The organism is Pseudoalteromonas rhizosphaerae (assembly GCF_902498845.1).
Taxonomy (GTDB): domain Bacteria; phylum Pseudomonadota; class Gammaproteobacteria; order Enterobacterales; family Alteromonadaceae; genus Pseudoalteromonas; species Pseudoalteromonas rhizosphaerae.
Genome location: NZ_CABVLM010000010.1, coordinates 104,525 through 121,256, shown reverse-complemented (window position 1 = coordinate 121,256; position 16,732 = coordinate 104,525). Strand labels below are relative to the sequence as shown.

Sequence of the window (16,732 nt, the reverse complement as noted above, 5' to 3'; positions counted from 1 at the left end):
TCGGTCATCTTCCTTTATTTAGTGTTTGAATTTTCTAATTTGTACAATCATGCCCATTTTAGGATGGTCAAAATAATGAATGTCGCCACTTATAACACGTTTGAATTGTGCGAACCGAGCGTGTTGGATTTCACCGTTGGCTTGTCTTTCATTCACATCAAAACTGGCGTTAATAAATAAATAATGGCGCAAGTAAATATTAAAGCTACCGTCTAGCTCCCATTGATCCGCAGCTTGTTCAACTACTGGGGCTATGCTCTGATTGGTGTTGACTAAACTAATAAAGTCATTATTTGTATACTGTGGCGTTTGTGCAATCACAGGTGCGCGTAATAATTTACCGCCAAACAGTTTAATGCTTTCAGAGCGAGATTGGCTCGCACCTTCAAAACGCCATCCTGTATGAAGTATAGGCTTGAGTCCTTTTCGCGCCAGCTCTTGCTGTTGTGATATAAATTGTAGCTGTTCGGGAGCAAGTAAGTAGGTTTGCTCCATATCGTCTTTAACAGGCGCTATTGGGCTAAGTGGCAGTGCTGAGTAACTGTGTAGGTAGTCAATACTGCCATCACATAAATTAGAGCGATTGGCACCAATCACAGAATCGGTTAATGACTGTGAATTAAAGCGAGTGTCGCCGTTGATACACTCCTGTTTAGCTTGCGCAGTATAAAGTGGTGTCAGTAAATCAACGCTACGCTTAGCCTTAATTGGCTCTTTGTCTAAGCTAAAATCCTCTTGCAAATAAGGGGCAGGGCGCTGTTTGAATATCAGTACTTCTACTTCAAACCAACGTTCTGCAAATGCTGTGCTACTAAATACACAACACAGTAGGATAAGAGATTTTTTAAGCAACATTAATGGCTAACCTTTTTTTCGAAATCTGCAATCATTGCAGTGACCATTTTTAAGCGTTCGCGGGCATTCGCCTCATTGATCGCAAAGCGCAACTTATTTGCACCATCCATTTTATACACCTTAGGTGCACTTTGTATCAAACCTATAATGAAGCTAGGGTTAACCTTAGTATGTTGACTAAACTCAAAATAGCCACCTTTTGGATTTGCTTCAATTTTTTTAATGCCTAATTCGCTGGCTTTGAGTTTCAGTTGTTGCAAACTAAATAGGTTTTTAGTTGCATCAGGCAGCAGGCCGAAGCGATCAATCAGCTCAACTTGTAATTCGTCCATATCATCTAGGTTAGCGCAGTAGGCAACCCGTTTGTAAATACCTAGTCGCGCATTTACATCGTGAATATAATCTTCAGGGAGTAAAGCGGCTAACTTTAAGTCCACTTCACTTTGTTGTTGTAGCAAGTTATCAAGGGTAGGCTCTTTGCCTTCACGAAGAGATTTCACAGCTTGCTCAAGCATTTCCATATATAAGCTAAAGCCGATGGTCTGCATTTGTCCTGATTGATCATCACCAAGCAACTCACCAGCACCACGGATCTCTAAATCGTGGGTTGCGAGTGCAAAACCGGCACCTAAATCTTCCAGTGACTCGATGGCTTCAAGGCGTTTTACAGCATCTTTCGACAGCCCTTTAGGATTACCAGTTAATAAGTAAGCATAAGCTTGATGATGGCTGCGACCAACTCGCCCCCGTAACTGATGTAACTGCGCCAAGCCTAGTTTATCGGCTCTATCCATAATAATTGTGTTGGCTGTGGGGATATCAATTCCCGTTTCAATGATGGTAGTACATACGAGTACGTTGTATTTCTGGTGGTAAAATTCGCTCATCAGTTGTTCTAAATCACGTTCGCGCATTTGGCCATGAGCAGAAGCGACGCTTGCTTCAGGTACCCACTCACTAATTTCTTCTGCCACGCGGTCAATAGTTTCAACGTTATTATGTAAAAAGTATACTTGGCCACCGCGCTTTATTTCCCGCAATACCGCCTCTCTGATCAAATCTGCATCGCGTTGACGAACAAATGTTTTAACCGCTAAGCGTTTTGCAGGAGGCGTTGCGATGATTGAAAGATCACGCATACCACTCATGGCCATATTTAATGTACGTGGGATAGGTGTTGCAGTGAGTGTTAAAATGTCAACATCGGCACGCAGTGATTTTATCTTCTCTTTTTGACGTACCCCAAACCGGTGTTCTTCATCGACAATGAGCAAGCCAAGATCTTTAAATATAATATCGGCTTGGATTAATTTGTGAGTACCAATGACGATGTCCAAGGTACCTTTAGCCATTTTTTCTAAGGTGTCTTTTTGTTCTTTAGGTGAATTAAAGCGAGACAGCACACCGACTTCAATGGGTAAGTCGGCAAATCGATCTTTAAAGTTTTCAAAGTGTTGTTGTGCAAGCAAGGTAGTTGGTACTAAAACCGCTACTTGTTTATTATCGTTTACAGCAACAAAGGCGGCGCGCATCGCAACTTCAGTTTTACCAAAGCCAACATCACCACAGACTAACCTATCCATTGCTTGTTTACTTTGCATATCACCTAGCACAGCTTCGATAGCGTTACGCTGATCGTCAGTTTCTTCAAATGGAAACCCATCACTAAATACGCGATAAGCAGCACCATCAAGGGCAAAGGCATTACCAGCTTTAGCTTGGCGCTGGGCGTAAATATCGAGTAATTCAGCGGCTACATCACGTACCTTTTCAGCCGCGCGTTTTTTCGCTTTTTCCCAAGCATCAGATCCCAGTTTATGAAGCGGTGCACTGGCTTCTTCGCCACCAGAATAACGACTGAGCATATGCAGGGCTGACACTGGCACATACAATTTTGCTTCATTAGCATAGATAATGGTTACAAACTCAGTGATCAGACCCGCCGCATCAATCGTTTGCAGACCTTGGTAGCGGCCTACACCGTGGTCCAAGTGCACAATCGGTTGGCCAACTTTAAGTTCAGCTAAGTTACGGATGAGCGCATCTTGGCTAGCTTCGTATTTATGTTTACGACGGCGACGCTGCGATACTTTAATGCCAAGTAATTCTTGTTCAGTAACTATGGATAATGCGGGCTTTGTACCAAGTACTACACTTTGTTCTAGTGGGCTGACAATTAAGCCAACATCGCTACTGCTATTTACAAATTCATCGAATGATGAAAACTCTTTAAACTTTAAGCCGCTGGGTTTAAGTATAGCGAGCAGAGATTCACGGCGACCATCGGATTCTACTGACAGTAAGATACGGCCTTTTTGTTTCTTTTGCGCTGCTACATAATTTATAAATGCTTGATAGGGTTCATGTAGTTTATGATCAATGCGTATTGCGGGTAACTCGCTGGTGACTAGATTTTTATTGCCTGCTTTTGTCGCGAGTTTTGCTTGCGATAACCGAATGCGAGCAAAGTTGCCTAAATTTTCAAACAGTTCATTAATGGGTTGATAAAGTGCAACTGGCTCAAGTAACGGGCGCAGTGGATCGACTCGACGGTTTTCATAACGCACATTAATATCATGCCAAAAATGCTCCGCAGCATCTTCTAAATCTCCCAGTTGCATTACAGTCGCATTATCTGGCAGGTAATCAAAAATAGTGGCTAATTGCTCAAAAAACAGCGGCATATAATATTCGATACCAGCAGGCCAATTGCCTTTGGTCACTTGCATATACACGGAATCTTGCGATGAGCTGGCACCAAATTTTTCACGGTAGTTTATTCTAAATCGTTCAATATCGGCTTCGTTGGTAGGGAACTCATGAGCAGGTAGTAATTCAATTTTATCGACTTTTTCATCCGAGCGTTGGCTTTCAACATCAAATAAACGAATGGTATCAAGTTCGTCATCAAGAAAATCGAGTCTAAATGGATGCGGACTGCCCATTGGATATAAATCAACAATCGAGCCACGAATGGCGTATTCACCATGCTCCATGACTTGTTGCACATGCAAATAGCCTGCTTGCTCTAAGTTACTGCGAAGTTTGTGGGTATCGAGAATATCACCGACTTTAAAATTAATGGTTGAACCATAAATAAACGAAGCAGGGGCGGTACGTAGCATCAAGGTAGACACAGGCACAATTAATACACTTTGTTGTTCTTTCTTTAAAGTATTTAAGGTGGCTAAGCGCGATGAAATTATATCTTGATGGGGTGAGAAATGATCGTAAGGCAACGTTTCCCAATCAGGGAATATCATTACTGGATGCTCGGGTAGCAAGCACTCCAACTCTGTTTCAAGGCGCAGTGCACTGGGTGTATCAGGGGTAACAATAAGCACTAAGCCATCTTGTTGTTTAACCCCTTGTGCAATGGCAATACTTAAACCACTGCCAGTGAGTTGCCCCCATTGAATTTTATCTTTTTGAGATTTTACCCAAGGCAAGGCTGCCCATTGCGCAAACGCCATTTACTACTCCTTTAATGCGCCTCAACTGAGGCGCTAATTTATTCTTAATCGCGATATATTTTGGTTAAATCGTGGTAATGATCTATACGACGGTCGCGTAGGTACGGCCAAATGCGTCTTACATTTTCAGAACGCTTTTGATCAAGTTCAACAAGTAACAGTTGCTCATCAGTGTTGTTGGCTTCTGCTAGCAGTTCACCTTGAGGACCCGCTATAAACGAGTTACCCCAAAATTGAATACCTTCACTTTGACCACTTGGATCACTTTCATGACCGACACGATTACAACTAATCACGGGTACGCCATTGGCAACCGCATGTGCGCGTTGCGATATTACCCACGCATCTTTTTGACGTGTTTTCTCGCCTTCGTCATCACGTGGATCCCAGCCAATTGCGGTTGGGTAAATTAATAGTTCAGCACCGGCCATTGCCATTAAACGCGCAGCCTCTGGAAACCATTGATCCCAACACACTAAGACACCAAGTTTGCCGACAGAAGTTTGTATTGGTTCGAAACCTAAATCACCCGGAGTGAAATAAAACTTTTCGTAAAAGCCTGGATCGTCAGGGATATGCATTTTACGGTATTTACCCGCAATTGTGCCGTCTTTTTCAAGCACTACCGCAGTATTGTGATAAAGCCCTGTGGCACGTTTTTCAAATAAAGAGGCAACAATAACAATGCTTAATTCTTTTGCAAGCTCAGCTAAAGTGTCGCTACTTGGACCAGGAATAGTCTCTGCCAAATCAAATACATCAACATCTTCGGTTTGACAAAAGTACAGACTGCGATGTAATTCTTGTAACACCACCAGTTGTGCGCCTTGGCTTGCGGCATCGCGAATACCGGCAATTGATTTTGCCATGTTTTGTGCTGCATTATCACTGTTACTTTGCTGCACTAAGGCAACGGTTAAATTTGCAGGGCTGCTCATAATGATGCTCCAGCTAAAAATCCACGGGGTAATTGCATAGTAATGCAGTGTAAACTACCAAATTGATGAATAATTGGTAAGCAGTTTACGCCTATTATTTGATGCTCAGGGTAGGCCGTTTGAATTTGTGCTAAGGCTAATTCGTCATTGGCATCAGCATAAATAGGCACAAGTACAGCTTCATTAATGATTAAATAATTTGCGTAGGTGGCAGGTAACCTGTCGCCATCATCATTAAATACGGCTTTTGGCCATGGTAAATCAATTAAGGTATAAGGTTTACCTGTTGTTGTTTTAAAACCTTGTAACTGCTTTTCCATGGCATCAAGAGCGCTGAAGTGTTGGTCATTTTTATCATCACACTTTACATACACTAAGGTATCATTAGGCGCAAAGCGCACTAAAGTGTCGATATGACTGTCGGTATCGTCACCGGCTAAATAGCCATGATCAACCCATAAAAAGTCGGTGGCGCCAAGTTGTTCACGCAAGCACTGTTCAATGTCTTGTTGGGTTAGATTTGGATTACGATTTGGATTAAGCAAACATTCACTGGTGGTCAATAGTACACCGTGTTGATCAATCTCTACACCGCCACCTTCAAGAACTAAATCAAGCGCTTGGTATTGATTGCGCGTATCGGCAAGTTGTTTAACCAGTACCGCATTAATTTTATTATCTAATTCACTGGTAAATTTATTACCCCAGCCATTAAAGATAAAATCAACAATTTTTAGTTGGCTATTATCAGCAACTGCGGCGCAGGTTAATGGGCCATGATCACGTGCCCACGTATCGTTACAGGGAGTAACAACAAAATGCACGCGGCTCAAATCAACAGCGTTGTTGCGCAATAATTGGCTAATGTGTGTTTTTAAGGCTTCATCATGAGCGATGATCACTAATTGCTCTGCATTACAAATATGCTGACATAATTGCACGTATACAGGCTCTACAGCGGTTAAATTGTCGCACCAATCAGTGGCTTGGTGTGGCCAAGTGAGCATAACGGCGTCTTGCTCAGCCCATTCGGGTAAAAGTCTAAAGTTCATGAATTTAATAAACAAACAAAGGTGCTATTAGTTTAGCATTTCAACTATAGCCAAGCCACTTCAAAATGAGGGTTGCTAGTATCTATATTATTCTGGTTTTGTTGGCTCTGTTGTGTCTTGGTTATCAAAGTTGTCGCTTTCATGTTGCAGCAGCTGACGCTTTTTCAGTTGTCTGGTTTGTGCATGTAAACTAGCACGTACCACAAGTTCTTGATCAGTATCGCGGATGGCTTTAAAAAGTAGGGTGTATTGGTAGTGTTCATCGTCAATCTTATTAACCGCAACTACCTCGGTGTAACAATAAATAGCAGAGGCTTCATGCTGTAAAAATAATTTAGTGCGAAATGCTTGGCCAATAGAGTAGACTTTTGTATCGGTTAGTTTGACACCGCCACCGCCGTAGCTATCACAATAAATAGCGTTATCTTCGGGCTGCTCTGAGGCCAATATATGGCTCATGATCAAGTCGATTTTACGCGATTGTGCTTGTAAAAATACGGCAAGCTCTTGTGCCAAATCACCAAGGCTACGCAATGGTCTTAACGAGCTTTGCTCTAATTCACTAACCTCATTGGCCAATTTAAATAACGGTGGGATATCTGCTTCTAGTTGCGCTAAGGTAGTAGGCACTTTGCTATCGTCAACAGCAAATAAATTTACTCGATTACTTTCATCAATCTGAAAGTACTGCTCAAACTCGGTTAATTTTTCACTATTCATCATAAGGCTCCTCGACGCAATAGTTTAATAGTAGCGCCGACAGTATAAAATTGCTAGTTATCAAATTACCATAAAAAAGGGCAAACCACTGTTTGCCCTTATATTTTTGTAGCTGAGCTTAAATCATAAATTACCCTCTTGGGTGTCGACATGTTCACGCTTGTGGTGGCTTGCAATTTCATCGGATAAATCTGCTCGCGAGCGTTTTTCAGTAAGTTTGCGCTCAGTTAACCAATAAAAGAACAGTGGTACAAAGAACACGGCAAGGAAGGTTGCTGCCATCATGCCGCCCATAACGCCAGTACCAACGCTATGACGTGCACCTGCACCGGCGCCTGAGCTCAATACTAATGGCACTACACCTAAAATAAAGGCCATCGAAGTCATGATGATGGGTCTAAATCGAAGGCGGGCAGCTTCAAGTGCTGCAGCGCTTGCGCTCCAACCTTGTTGATGTTTCATCAATGCATATTCAACAATCAAAATGGCATTTTTACTGGCTAAACCAAGTAAGGTCACTAAGCCGATTTGGAAGTACACATCGTTAGTCATGCCTACTAACCAGATTGATACCAATGCGCCAAAGGTTCCAAATGGCAATGCTAGCATCACCGAGAGTGGCAATGACCAACGTTCATATAGTGCTGCAAGGATTAAGAAAACCATGATCACCGCAAGGCCTAAAGCAATTCCTGTGGTACCTGAGCTGCGTTTTTCTTGATACGCAGAGCCGGTCCAGTCGTAGGTCATATCCGGTGGTAATACTGCTTTTGCAATACGTTCAACTTCAGCAATTGCTTGGCCAGAGCTGTAACCGGGTGCAGCATTACCGAGCAGTTTTACCGCAGGCAAGTTATTATAACGATTTAGATTTTCTGGTCCGCGGCTATATTCAATATTAGTAAACGCAGACATAGGGACCATAGTACCTTGACTGTTTTTTACATAAATTCGTCCAATGTCATCAGGCTTCATTCTAAATTCAGCTTCTGCTGACATAAGTACTTGCCAAGCTCGGCCGAATTTATTGAAGTCGTTCACATAATAAGTACCCAGTGTGCCGGCAAGGGCTGTAAAGGCATCGTCAATTTCAATGCCCATTGCGCGGGCTTGTTCACGATCTACATCAACTTTAAGTTGGGGGGCATTTGGTCGCCACAACGTTTGTAGGCCACTTAAAATAGGGCTTTTTTGTGCTTCAGCCATCATTAAACCCATGGCTTGTTGCAGTTTTTCTGGGCCACCTGCGCCTTTGTTTTGAATATAAAATTCAAATCCGCCAGTGCTCCCTAAACCAAAAATAGCAGGGGGGTTAAACGCTAAAACAAGTGCTTCGTTGATATGCGCAGTTTTCATAAACAGCTCATTAACCAAACTTTTAGTATCAATCTCTCGTTCATCCCAATGTTTTTGGGTTACAAATAAGGTGGCTGCACTGTTTTTATAACCGCCGCCAATAAAATCAAAGCCTGTAAATGCCACCACATTTTCATTGGCAGGATTAGATTGTACGGCGCTAATAACTTCAGCCACTACTTTTTCTGTACGCTCAAGGGATGAGCCATCAGGTAAGAAAATAGCTGAAATATAGTAGCCTTGGTCTTCATCAGGCACTAATGAACCAGGAGTGCTTTTCCAAAGGCCAATGGTAATTGACACCATACCAATCATCAGCAATAAACCTAATGCGCCACGGCGCACCATAAAACCAACAGCACCCACATACTTACTGGTTATTTTAGTAAATACACGGTTGAACCATAAAAAGAAGCTTGCGGTTTGTTTATGCTCTTGTTTTAAAATAAGCACACATAAAGCTGGGGTCATTGTTAGTGCAACTATGCCAGATAAGCTCACAGCAATTGAAATGGTGATCGCAAACTGACGGAATAGTTCGCCAGTTAAGCCACCTAGAAATGCAATTGGCACAAACACTGAGCAAAGTACTAGAACAATAGCAACAACAGGTCCTGATACTTCTTTCATCGCTTTTATTGCGGCTTCATGGGCGCTCACATGCTCTTCGTGCATGATACGCTCTACGTTTTCAAGTACCACTATGGCGTCATCCACTACGATACCAATAGACAGTACCATACCAAATAAAGTCAATGAGTTAATAGAATAACCAAGCATATACATGCCAGCAAACGTACCAAGTAATGACACCGGTACGGCAAGAGTTGGGATCAGTGTGGCGCGCCAATTTTGTAAAAATAAGAACACCACTAAGAAAACCAGTACCATTGCTTCAAGTAGTGTTTTCACTACTTCGCGGATCGAGACTTCAACAAAACGGGTGGTATCGTACGAATTTAAGTGAGCAAGTCCAGTGGGAAATTGCTGAGTTAACTCTGCTAATACGCCATTAACTTCTGCTGCTACATCAAGTGCATTGGCACCAGGTTGTAGGAAGATACCTAATAGTACGGCTTCTTTGCCGTTAATAGTGCCTCTGAAGTTATAATCTTTTGCACCAAGTTCAACACGGGCAATGTCTTTTAAACGTAAGCTACTGCCATCAAGGTTTGAACGAATAATGATTTCTTCAAATTGTTCAGGCTCTGATAAACGCCCTTGAGCGGTAACACTGTAAACCAGCTCTTGCGCTGATTGTGAAGTGGGGGTTGCACCAATCGAACCGGCTGCATATTGAGAGTTTTGGCTGCGAACTGCCCCTGCGACTTCTTCAACAGTAACACCGAGCTGACTCATTACATCAGGGCGCAGCCAAATACGCATGGCGTAATCTTTCGCGCCAAAAATTTGTACGCTCGTTGTACCAGGAACACGTTTAATACGGTCTAAAATATTCAGGGTGACATAGTTTGAAGTCCATAGACTATCACGAGTGCCGTCCGGTGAATAAAACGCATGAACTTGCAAAAAACTCGATGAACCTTTTTGCACCACCACGCCTTGGCGCCGTGTTTCTTCAGGTAAACGAGCTTCAACTTGCTTTACACGGTTATTGACGTTAACTGCTGCTTGGTCAATATCGGTGCCAATTTCAAACGTTATTTCAATGGTTGTTGCACCAGAGCTTGTCGAGGTTGAAGACATATACATCATGCCTTCAACACCGGTAATCGCATTTTCAATCGGCGCGGCTACGGTTTGTTCGAGTACTTCAGCCGACGCACCCGGATAGGCTGCTGTCACTTGCACAACGGGTGGGGCAATTTCAGGGTATTGGGCGATCGGCAAGCTGCGCATGGCAGCCAGGCCCGCCAGCACAATAACAATTGAGATCACAAACGCAAAAATTGGTCTGTCGATAAAATAACGAGAAAACATAAAACTCCCTGCGCCTATTCTGCGCTTACGTTGTTTGTTGCATTGTTAACGGCCACTGGCATGCCTGGAAAGAAAATCTTTGCCATACCATCGATGATCACTTCATCGCCTTGCTGTATGCCTGATTTAATCAACCAAAAGTTTTTATCACCTTGATTATCTGGCTTTTGGATCCACTCACCTACTTCAACGGGAGCTGGGCGCGCAATCGTGCCGCCTTGTTCATTTTTAGCGACTACATAAACAAATTTACCAGTGCCATTATCAAGTACCGCACGTTGCGGTATTACAAATGCATTTTTGCGTACCGCACCACTTAACATCACTCGCACAAATTGACCTGGGCGAAGTTCAAAATCAGTGTTGGGGATAATTGCTTGTAGTTCGCTGGTGCCGGTATTTGGGTTAATACGTACATCAGAGAAGTTAACTTTGCCACTTTTATTGGAGAGTGAACCGTCTTGTAATTTAATGCTCGTGTGCCACTGACCTTTTTCTGGCAGCGTTAAAGAGCCATTTGCGACATCTTGACGCATTTGTAATTGTTCACGCTCAGAAATACCAAATCGTAAACGAATAGGATCAAACTGGGTAATTTGCGTTAATAATAGATCGGGACCTGATACAAAAGTACCTACCGACACAAATTCACGGCCCACCACCCCAGCGACAGGTGCTTTTACTTGCGCATATTCTAAATTCAGTTGGGCTTCTTTTAATGCAACTTTCGCGGCCTCTAACGTCGTGTTAGCAATATCTTGGGTGGAGCTGGCGTTATCATAATCCCGTTGTGAGACTGATTTCTCAGCACGTAGTTTGGCTAATCGTTTCACTTCACGTTCGGCTTGCACTAAAGATGCTTTTGCACCATTAAGAGCTGCTTGCGCGCTTTCAACCGCCAATTGATAGGGGGCTAAATCTATAGTGAAAAGTGACTGCCCTTGCTTAACTGTCTGGCCTTCATCAAAGTTACGAGATTCTAGGATCCCCGTTACTCTGGCACGTACTTGAACTTCTTTAGAGCCTGATAAGGTTGCCGGTAGTTCAATAGTGAATGGGGCATCCTCATAGGTTGCTAGGGTTGTTGCCACAGCTGCTGGATGCATTGCTGCTTGTTCGGCTTTAGGTGCTTCACTACAACCTTGTAGAAACAACGAAGCCGAGGTAAATAAGAATAAAGATAATTTTGATGGTGCGAAAGACAGACGCATGGTTACTCCACAGTTCCAATTGTTAAGTATAAATAATATGTAACATTTTATAAGCTAATAGCATGAGATTCTGTTGATTTTATCATCAGCTTGACTTACGTGGTGCTTAATCCATTTAGCTTAGTTAAATACGAGTGTATACCTAAAATTTTTACAGGTATATGCTGGTGTTTATTTTTTTCATTGCATTTTAAATAGTGTAGAACATACTAGGGCTATATGAACCAAGTCGAAGCAACCGCGGTTTTTAAAGCGTAATTTAGTTTAATAACTGAATAATTGAGCGCTTTTATGCGCCCCGCAATAAAGCTGTTTATAAAGTAATGAAGTCATTATTTTGTATGACAATAGCTTAATTATGACGTGCTGTAAGTGCTTTGTTAGCGAAACGGCTTTAATAACCACAAAATTAACAAATTGCCTTGTAATTGGCGCTAAAACTCGTACCCTAGGCGTAATAATAATAGCAAGGGTAAAGTTAATAATGACGCGCAAGCCGACATTATCTACAACATTTATTGATCTGTCTTCACAGTTGCGACGTTTTGTTTCGCGGATTGTACAACCAGATGACGTGGAAGATATAGTACAAGAAACCTTTGTTAAGAGCTATCAGGCTGATTTAAAACAAGATATTAAATATACGCGCAGTTATATGCTAAAGACTGCCAAGCATTTGGCGCTTAACCATATTGCTAAATGGGATAATCAGCATTGCGATTCATTAGATACCTCTGATGATTATCAGCAGTCGTTGCGATCTATGCAGCTTGAGGATGAAGTGACCTCAAAAGAGCGCTTTTTATTGTTTTGCCGTGCTACTGAGCAACTAAGCCAGCCAGTGCGAAAATGTTTTATTTTAAAGAAAGTATATGGCATGAGCCAAAAAGAAATCGCAGCGCAAATGAAGTTAAGTGAAAGTACGGTTGAAAAACATATTGCCAAAGGTTTGTTACAATCTATGCGCTACATGCAGCAACATGAGCAGTTAGGTGAGCACAGCAGTGCCACTATTGAACCTGCCAGGAGGGTGGGAAAATGAGTAATATTCATCAATTTTCGTCTAAAGATGCTATTCAAGCAGATGCCAGTCGTTGGATAAGTGCTATGGATAGGGGCTTATCAAAGCAAGAACGTATGCAATTTCAGCACTGGGTGCAACAAAATAAAGCCCATCAAGATGCGGTATTTGAGTTAGCCCAGTTATGGGATGAACTGAGCGTATTAAATGAGTTGAGTAGTTTATTTCCCAATAAAAATAGTATCAATAAGCCTGCCCGCAGAGAAATTAATTTTTCGATTGCGGCAAGTGTCTTTGCCGCATTGCTAGTTGCCAGCTTTATATTTGTTGGTATTGAGCAGTGGCCAACAACACCACAAGAACAAGCCAAGTACAGTAAAATTTACCGTACTAAAGTCGGTGAGCAAGCAACGTTTGTGCTACCAGATAGTACGATTGTGCAATTAAATACCAATAGCTTATTAGAAGTTGCGTATACAAAAAACCGCCGACAACTGATTTTAAGTCGAGGCGAAGGGCGTTTTAATGTTGCTAAAGATGCCGCACGTCCATTTACGGTGATGGCAGGCGATAAGTCATTTACCGCACTGGGGACTGTTTTTAATGTCCAACGTAATGCAGCATCGGATCTTGAGCTGGTTGTTACTGAGGGTAAAGTGATGATCACGGATCCTTCGGTTGCCGTAAATGCTGATGATTTTGTACAATTACAAAGTGCTAGTAATGATACAGACAGTGTGAAAAAAATTAATGCTAGTATTGTTATCTCTGGCGAAAAAGCATTAATTAAAGAAAGTATTACCAAGCCAATCAAACGGTTAACACAAGATGATGTACAACGGGATCTGGCATGGCAACAAGGTATGCTAATTTTTAATGGCGAGTCGTTAAGCGAAGCACTGCAAGAAGTGAGTCGCTATACCGCAACGCGTTTTGAACTTGCTGATCCTGCATTAGCTTCTTTAAAAGTGGCTGGGGTTTTTAAAGCCGGTGATATTATCGGTTTACTTGATAGCCTGCGCATCAATTTAGCCATTGAGCATGAACGTTTAGGTGAACATATCGTAAGTCTAAAACACGGTGATCACAGCTAAGCTTTATACTTGCTCTTTGATTTAAAGTGTCAGAAGTTACAATGGTAAATATAAAAAGTAAAAAAATAATTAATAAAAAAGCAGGGTTGCATAGCGGATTATTCTTTCTCAACTGTTTGTATAAGTTGCGCAGTAACCAAACGTATCCAATTTGTGGGTTAATTGTATTAGCACCTTTAGTATTTAGCCTAAATGTTCAGGCTGAGGCTGCAAATCCACAGATGGTACAATTTGATATAAAAGCGCAGCGAGCAGATCAAGCATTGATAGAGTTTGCAAAACAAACAGAACAAACCGTGGTTTTTTCGTTTGATTTAGCAAAACAATACCAAGCTCAATCAGTGTATGGTTATTACACTCAGTTAGAAGCGCTTAGTACAATGCTGGAAAATACTGAACTCGATGCGGTTGTTGATCAAAATGGTTTACTGAGTATAAAACTCAAACAAATCAATAGGAATGATAACAACATGAGAAAGCTTTCAGGGGTCAGTGCTGCTGTAATACCACTTTTAATGGCAACCAATAGCCAAGTTGCTAATGCACAAGAACAAGCCGCTCAAGAAAATATTGAAAAAATCGCCATCGTTGGTAGCCGTGTAGCAGGGCGTTCGGTCGAAGACTTACCCGTACCTGTTGATATTTTAAGTGCTGAAGCGCTAGAAAATACCGGACAAACAGAAGTCGGCCGTATGTTACAAGCTATCGCACCGTCTTTTAACTTTTCAAGTTCATCGATCAGTGACGGTACTGATGCACTACGACCTGCTACTTTACGTGGCTTAGGGCCAGATCAAACATTAGTACTTATCAATGGTAAACGTCGTCACCAAGCCAGCATTATCCATATTAATACATCTGTAGGTCGTGGTACCGCAGGTACAGATATGAATGCGATCCCAGCTGCTGCAATTAAACGTATCGAAGTGCTACGTGATGGTGCGGCTGCACAATATGGTTCAGATGCGATTGCGGGTGTTATCAACATCGTATTAAAAGATGCTGATGAAGGCGGTAAAGCCGCAGTTAACTATGGCCAGTATTCTGAAGGTGATGGCGAAACCGTTACGGTTGATTTTAATAAAGGCTTTGCGCTAGGCGATGATGGTTATTTAAATACCACTATCAACTACCGCGACCGTGCACCGACTAATCGTGCCGGTTTACATGGCTCTTGCCAGTTTTATGGTTGCACAGAGCTTGATGATGGCACGCTGTTAGCGGGCGATCCTCGTGAGCTGACTGCACCACGTGATACGTTTAGAATTGGTGATGCAGACTCGCAACAATTTGCTTTAACGGTGAATACCGGTTATGAACTTGCTGGTGGTGAGCTCTATGGCTTTATTACTTATTCAACCCGAGATAACGAATCAGCTGCGTTCTTCCGCCATAATGCCAATGCTGATGGCAACCCAGTTTTACAAGATGGTGATGCGGTGATCCCGATGGGCTTCTTGCCAATGATCAACACCACCATTGATGATATCTCGTATAACTTTGGCTTTAAAAAAGAGTTTGATAATAGCTCTAGTCTTGACCTGTCATACACCTATGGTGAAAACAGCATTGATTACACCACTAGTGACACTATCAATGGTTCATACGCTAATTTATTACGTTATGATCAAGGTTTAAGTGCTGATGATATTCGTGCCACTATTCCTCGCCAAGCGTATGCGTATGGCATGGAGTTATCACTGCAAACAATCAATCTTGATTTTACACAAGACTATGATAATTTTTCACTGGCAATGGGTGCCGAGCTTCGCACCGATGAATATCGTATTTTAGAAGGCAGTGAATACGCTTACCGTGATTATGATACTAATAATGGTGTTAATATTTACGATGGTATGAGCGGTGGTATTGGCAGCGAAAATGCAGCAGGTGGTACACAAGGTTTTGGTGGTTCATCGCCGGAATCTTCTGTGGATGAATCACGTGATGTGATTTCGTTTTACCTTGATGCTGAAACTTACATTATTGATGATGTAATTATCTCTGGCGCACTGCGTTACGATAACTACAAAGGCTTTGGTGATACGGTTAACTTTAAGTTAGCGGGTAACTGGTCGGTGACTGATGACGTTTCACTGCGCGGTGCGGTGAGTACTGGTTTTAGAGCACCATCAATGCAGCAATTGTATTTCAATAATATCAGTACCCAGTTTGTAGTTGGTCCTAATGGCGATCTAATTGCAGAAGAAGTTGGTACTTTTAGAAACGACAGCACACTTGCACAGAGTATTGGTATTCCAAAACTTAAAGAAGAAAAGTCACAAAACATGAGCTTAGGTATTGTGTATAACGTGACGGATAATATTAATGTTACCGTTGATTATTATTCAATTGATATTGACGACCGTATCGTGATCAGTAACCGTTTAGGTAAAGGGTTGTCATCAACGCTAGATGCTGCATTGGTTAGTTCTGGCGCAGGTGCAGGGCAGTTTTTCTTAAATGGTGCAGATACAGAAACGCAAGGTGTGGATTTTGTTGCGACATGGAACACGGAAGGCTTAGGCGGTACCCTAGATTTTACATTAGCGGCTAACTTTACTGAAACCGATGTGGTTGATTTATTTACTCCTGCGGGCAGTGGTTTGGAAACGATCCCTGTCGAAGATGTATTTTCTTCGCAAGAAACCTCAATCATCGAAGAATGGCAACCACAAGACAGAGTAAACTTAAGTGCATTATATCGCCTTGAAGATTGGACGGTAAACTTATCGCTCAATCGTTATGGCGAATACACGGTTGAAGATGGCGGTCGCCAGACTTACGGCGCTGAAATTCTTACCGATATAAAAGTAAATTATTTTGTCACAGACAACTTGTCACTAAATATTGGTGCAAACAATTTATTTGACGTTTACCCTGATAAAAATACCATAGGTAATTCTCGCTCAGGCACAATTGTTGATGCTTCTGGTAATACTATTATCAGTTCAACCGGTGTATTTGAGTACTCACGCCGTTCAGCACCATTTGGTTTTAACGGTGCTTACTACTATGTAGGTGCTGAATACCGATTCTAAAAATAACTTCTCCTACGTTATTTAGTTTTG

General features: G+C 42.1%; 10 protein-coding genes. 3 read left to right on the top strand and 7 right to left on the bottom strand.

Going from position 1 to position 16,732, the window contains the following annotated elements; translation table 11 throughout:
* Nucleotides 1-18: 18 nt before the first annotated feature.
* From PSR9079_RS15900 to PSR9079_RS15870, 7 genes are all read right to left on the bottom strand, one after another.
* Complete coding sequence (locus tag PSR9079_RS15900) at nt 19-855, bottom strand: peptidoglycan binding protein CsiV (protein WP_149982380.1); 837 nt, start codon at nt 853-855, stop codon at nt 19-21.
* Nucleotides 855-4,328, bottom strand: a complete 3,474-nt coding sequence (mfd, locus tag PSR9079_RS15895) for a transcription-repair coupling factor (RefSeq protein WP_149982379.1) — start codon at nt 4,326-4,328, stop codon at nt 855-857. Before mfd ends, PSR9079_RS15900 begins: the two co-directional genes overlap by 1 nt.
* A 44-nt stretch (nt 4,329-4,372) precedes the next feature.
* On the bottom strand, nt 4,373-5,266 hold the full coding sequence (locus PSR9079_RS15890) for a carbon-nitrogen hydrolase (RefSeq protein WP_145233544.1): 894 nt from the start codon (nt 5,264-5,266) through the stop codon (nt 4,373-4,375).
* Nucleotides 5,263-6,318 carry an agmatine deiminase family protein gene (locus tag PSR9079_RS15885; protein ID WP_149982378.1) on the bottom strand — a complete coding sequence of 352 codons (1,056 nt, stop codon included), beginning with the start codon at nt 6,316-6,318 and terminating at the stop codon, nt 5,263-5,265. Before PSR9079_RS15885 ends, PSR9079_RS15890 begins: the two co-directional genes overlap by 4 nt.
* A gap of 87 nt (nt 6,319-6,405) precedes the next feature.
* Nucleotides 6,406-7,038: a PilZ domain-containing protein gene (locus PSR9079_RS15880; RefSeq protein ID WP_149982437.1), complete on the bottom strand. Its 633-nt coding sequence runs from the start codon at nt 7,036-7,038 to the stop codon at nt 6,406-6,408.
* Nucleotides 7,039-7,161: 123 nt separating this feature from the next.
* Complete coding sequence (locus tag PSR9079_RS15875) at nt 7,162-10,335, bottom strand: efflux RND transporter permease subunit (protein ID WP_149982377.1); 3,174 nt, start codon at nt 10,333-10,335, stop codon at nt 7,162-7,164.
* A 14-nt stretch (nt 10,336-10,349) separates the two neighbouring features.
* The gene (locus PSR9079_RS15870) at nt 10,350-11,546 is read right to left on the bottom strand and encodes an efflux RND transporter periplasmic adaptor subunit (RefSeq protein ID WP_149982376.1); all 1,197 of its coding nucleotides are present in this window, start codon (nt 11,544-11,546) and stop codon (nt 10,350-10,352) included.
* A gap of 484 nt (nt 11,547-12,030) precedes the next feature.
* On the opposite strand from PSR9079_RS15870, the gene PSR9079_RS15865 reads away from it, so the two are divergent.
* Genes PSR9079_RS15865 through PSR9079_RS15855 form a run of 3 tightly spaced genes read left to right on the top strand, consistent with a single transcriptional unit; the run spans nt 12,031 to nt 16,702 of the window.
* The gene (locus tag PSR9079_RS15865; RefSeq protein ID WP_145233553.1) at nt 12,031-12,588 is read left to right on the top strand and encodes an RNA polymerase sigma factor; all 558 of its coding nucleotides are present in this window, start codon (nt 12,031-12,033) and stop codon (nt 12,586-12,588) included.
* Complete coding sequence (locus PSR9079_RS15860) at nt 12,585-13,661, top strand: FecR family protein (RefSeq protein WP_145233555.1); 1,077 nt, start codon at nt 12,585-12,587, stop codon at nt 13,659-13,661. Before PSR9079_RS15865 ends, PSR9079_RS15860 begins: the two co-directional genes overlap by 4 nt.
* Before the next feature lie 41 nt (nt 13,662-13,702).
* On the top strand, nt 13,703-16,702 hold the full coding sequence (locus PSR9079_RS15855; RefSeq protein ID WP_425468865.1) for a TonB-dependent receptor plug domain-containing protein: 3,000 nt from the start codon (nt 13,703-13,705) through the stop codon (nt 16,700-16,702).
* The last annotated feature ends 30 nt before the right edge of the window (nt 16,703-16,732 follow it).

Bases quoted from the DNA above. Each gene is read 5' to 3' on its own strand.
- PSR9079_RS15900 (WP_149982380.1), bottom strand. From the start codon at position 855: ATGTTGCTTAAAAAATCTCTTATCCTACTGTGTTGTGTATTTAGTAGC.
- mfd (WP_149982379.1), bottom strand. From the start codon at position 4,328: ATGGCGTTTGCGCAATGGGCAGCCTTGCCTTGGGTAAAATCTCAAAAA.
- PSR9079_RS15890 (WP_145233544.1), bottom strand. From the start codon at position 5,266: ATGAGCAGCCCTGCAAATTTAACCGTTGCCTTAGTGCAGCAAAGTAAC.
- PSR9079_RS15885 (WP_149982378.1), bottom strand. From the start codon at position 6,318: ATGAACTTTAGACTTTTACCCGAATGGGCTGAGCAAGACGCCGTTATG.
- PSR9079_RS15880 (WP_149982437.1), bottom strand. From the start codon at position 7,038: ATGAATAGTGAAAAATTAACCGAGTTTGAGCAGTACTTTCAGATTGAT.
- PSR9079_RS15875 (WP_149982377.1), bottom strand. From the start codon at position 10,335: ATGTTTTCTCGTTATTTTATCGACAGACCAATTTTTGCGTTTGTGATC.
- PSR9079_RS15870 (WP_149982376.1), bottom strand. From the start codon at position 11,546: ATGCGTCTGTCTTTCGCACCATCAAAATTATCTTTATTCTTATTTACC.
- PSR9079_RS15865 (WP_145233553.1), top strand. From the start codon at position 12,031: ATGACGCGCAAGCCGACATTATCTACAACATTTATTGATCTGTCTTCA.
- PSR9079_RS15860 (WP_145233555.1), top strand. From the start codon at position 12,585: ATGAGTAATATTCATCAATTTTCGTCTAAAGATGCTATTCAAGCAGAT.
- PSR9079_RS15855 (WP_425468865.1), top strand. From the start codon at position 13,703: ATGGTAAATATAAAAAGTAAAAAAATAATTAATAAAAAAGCAGGGTTG.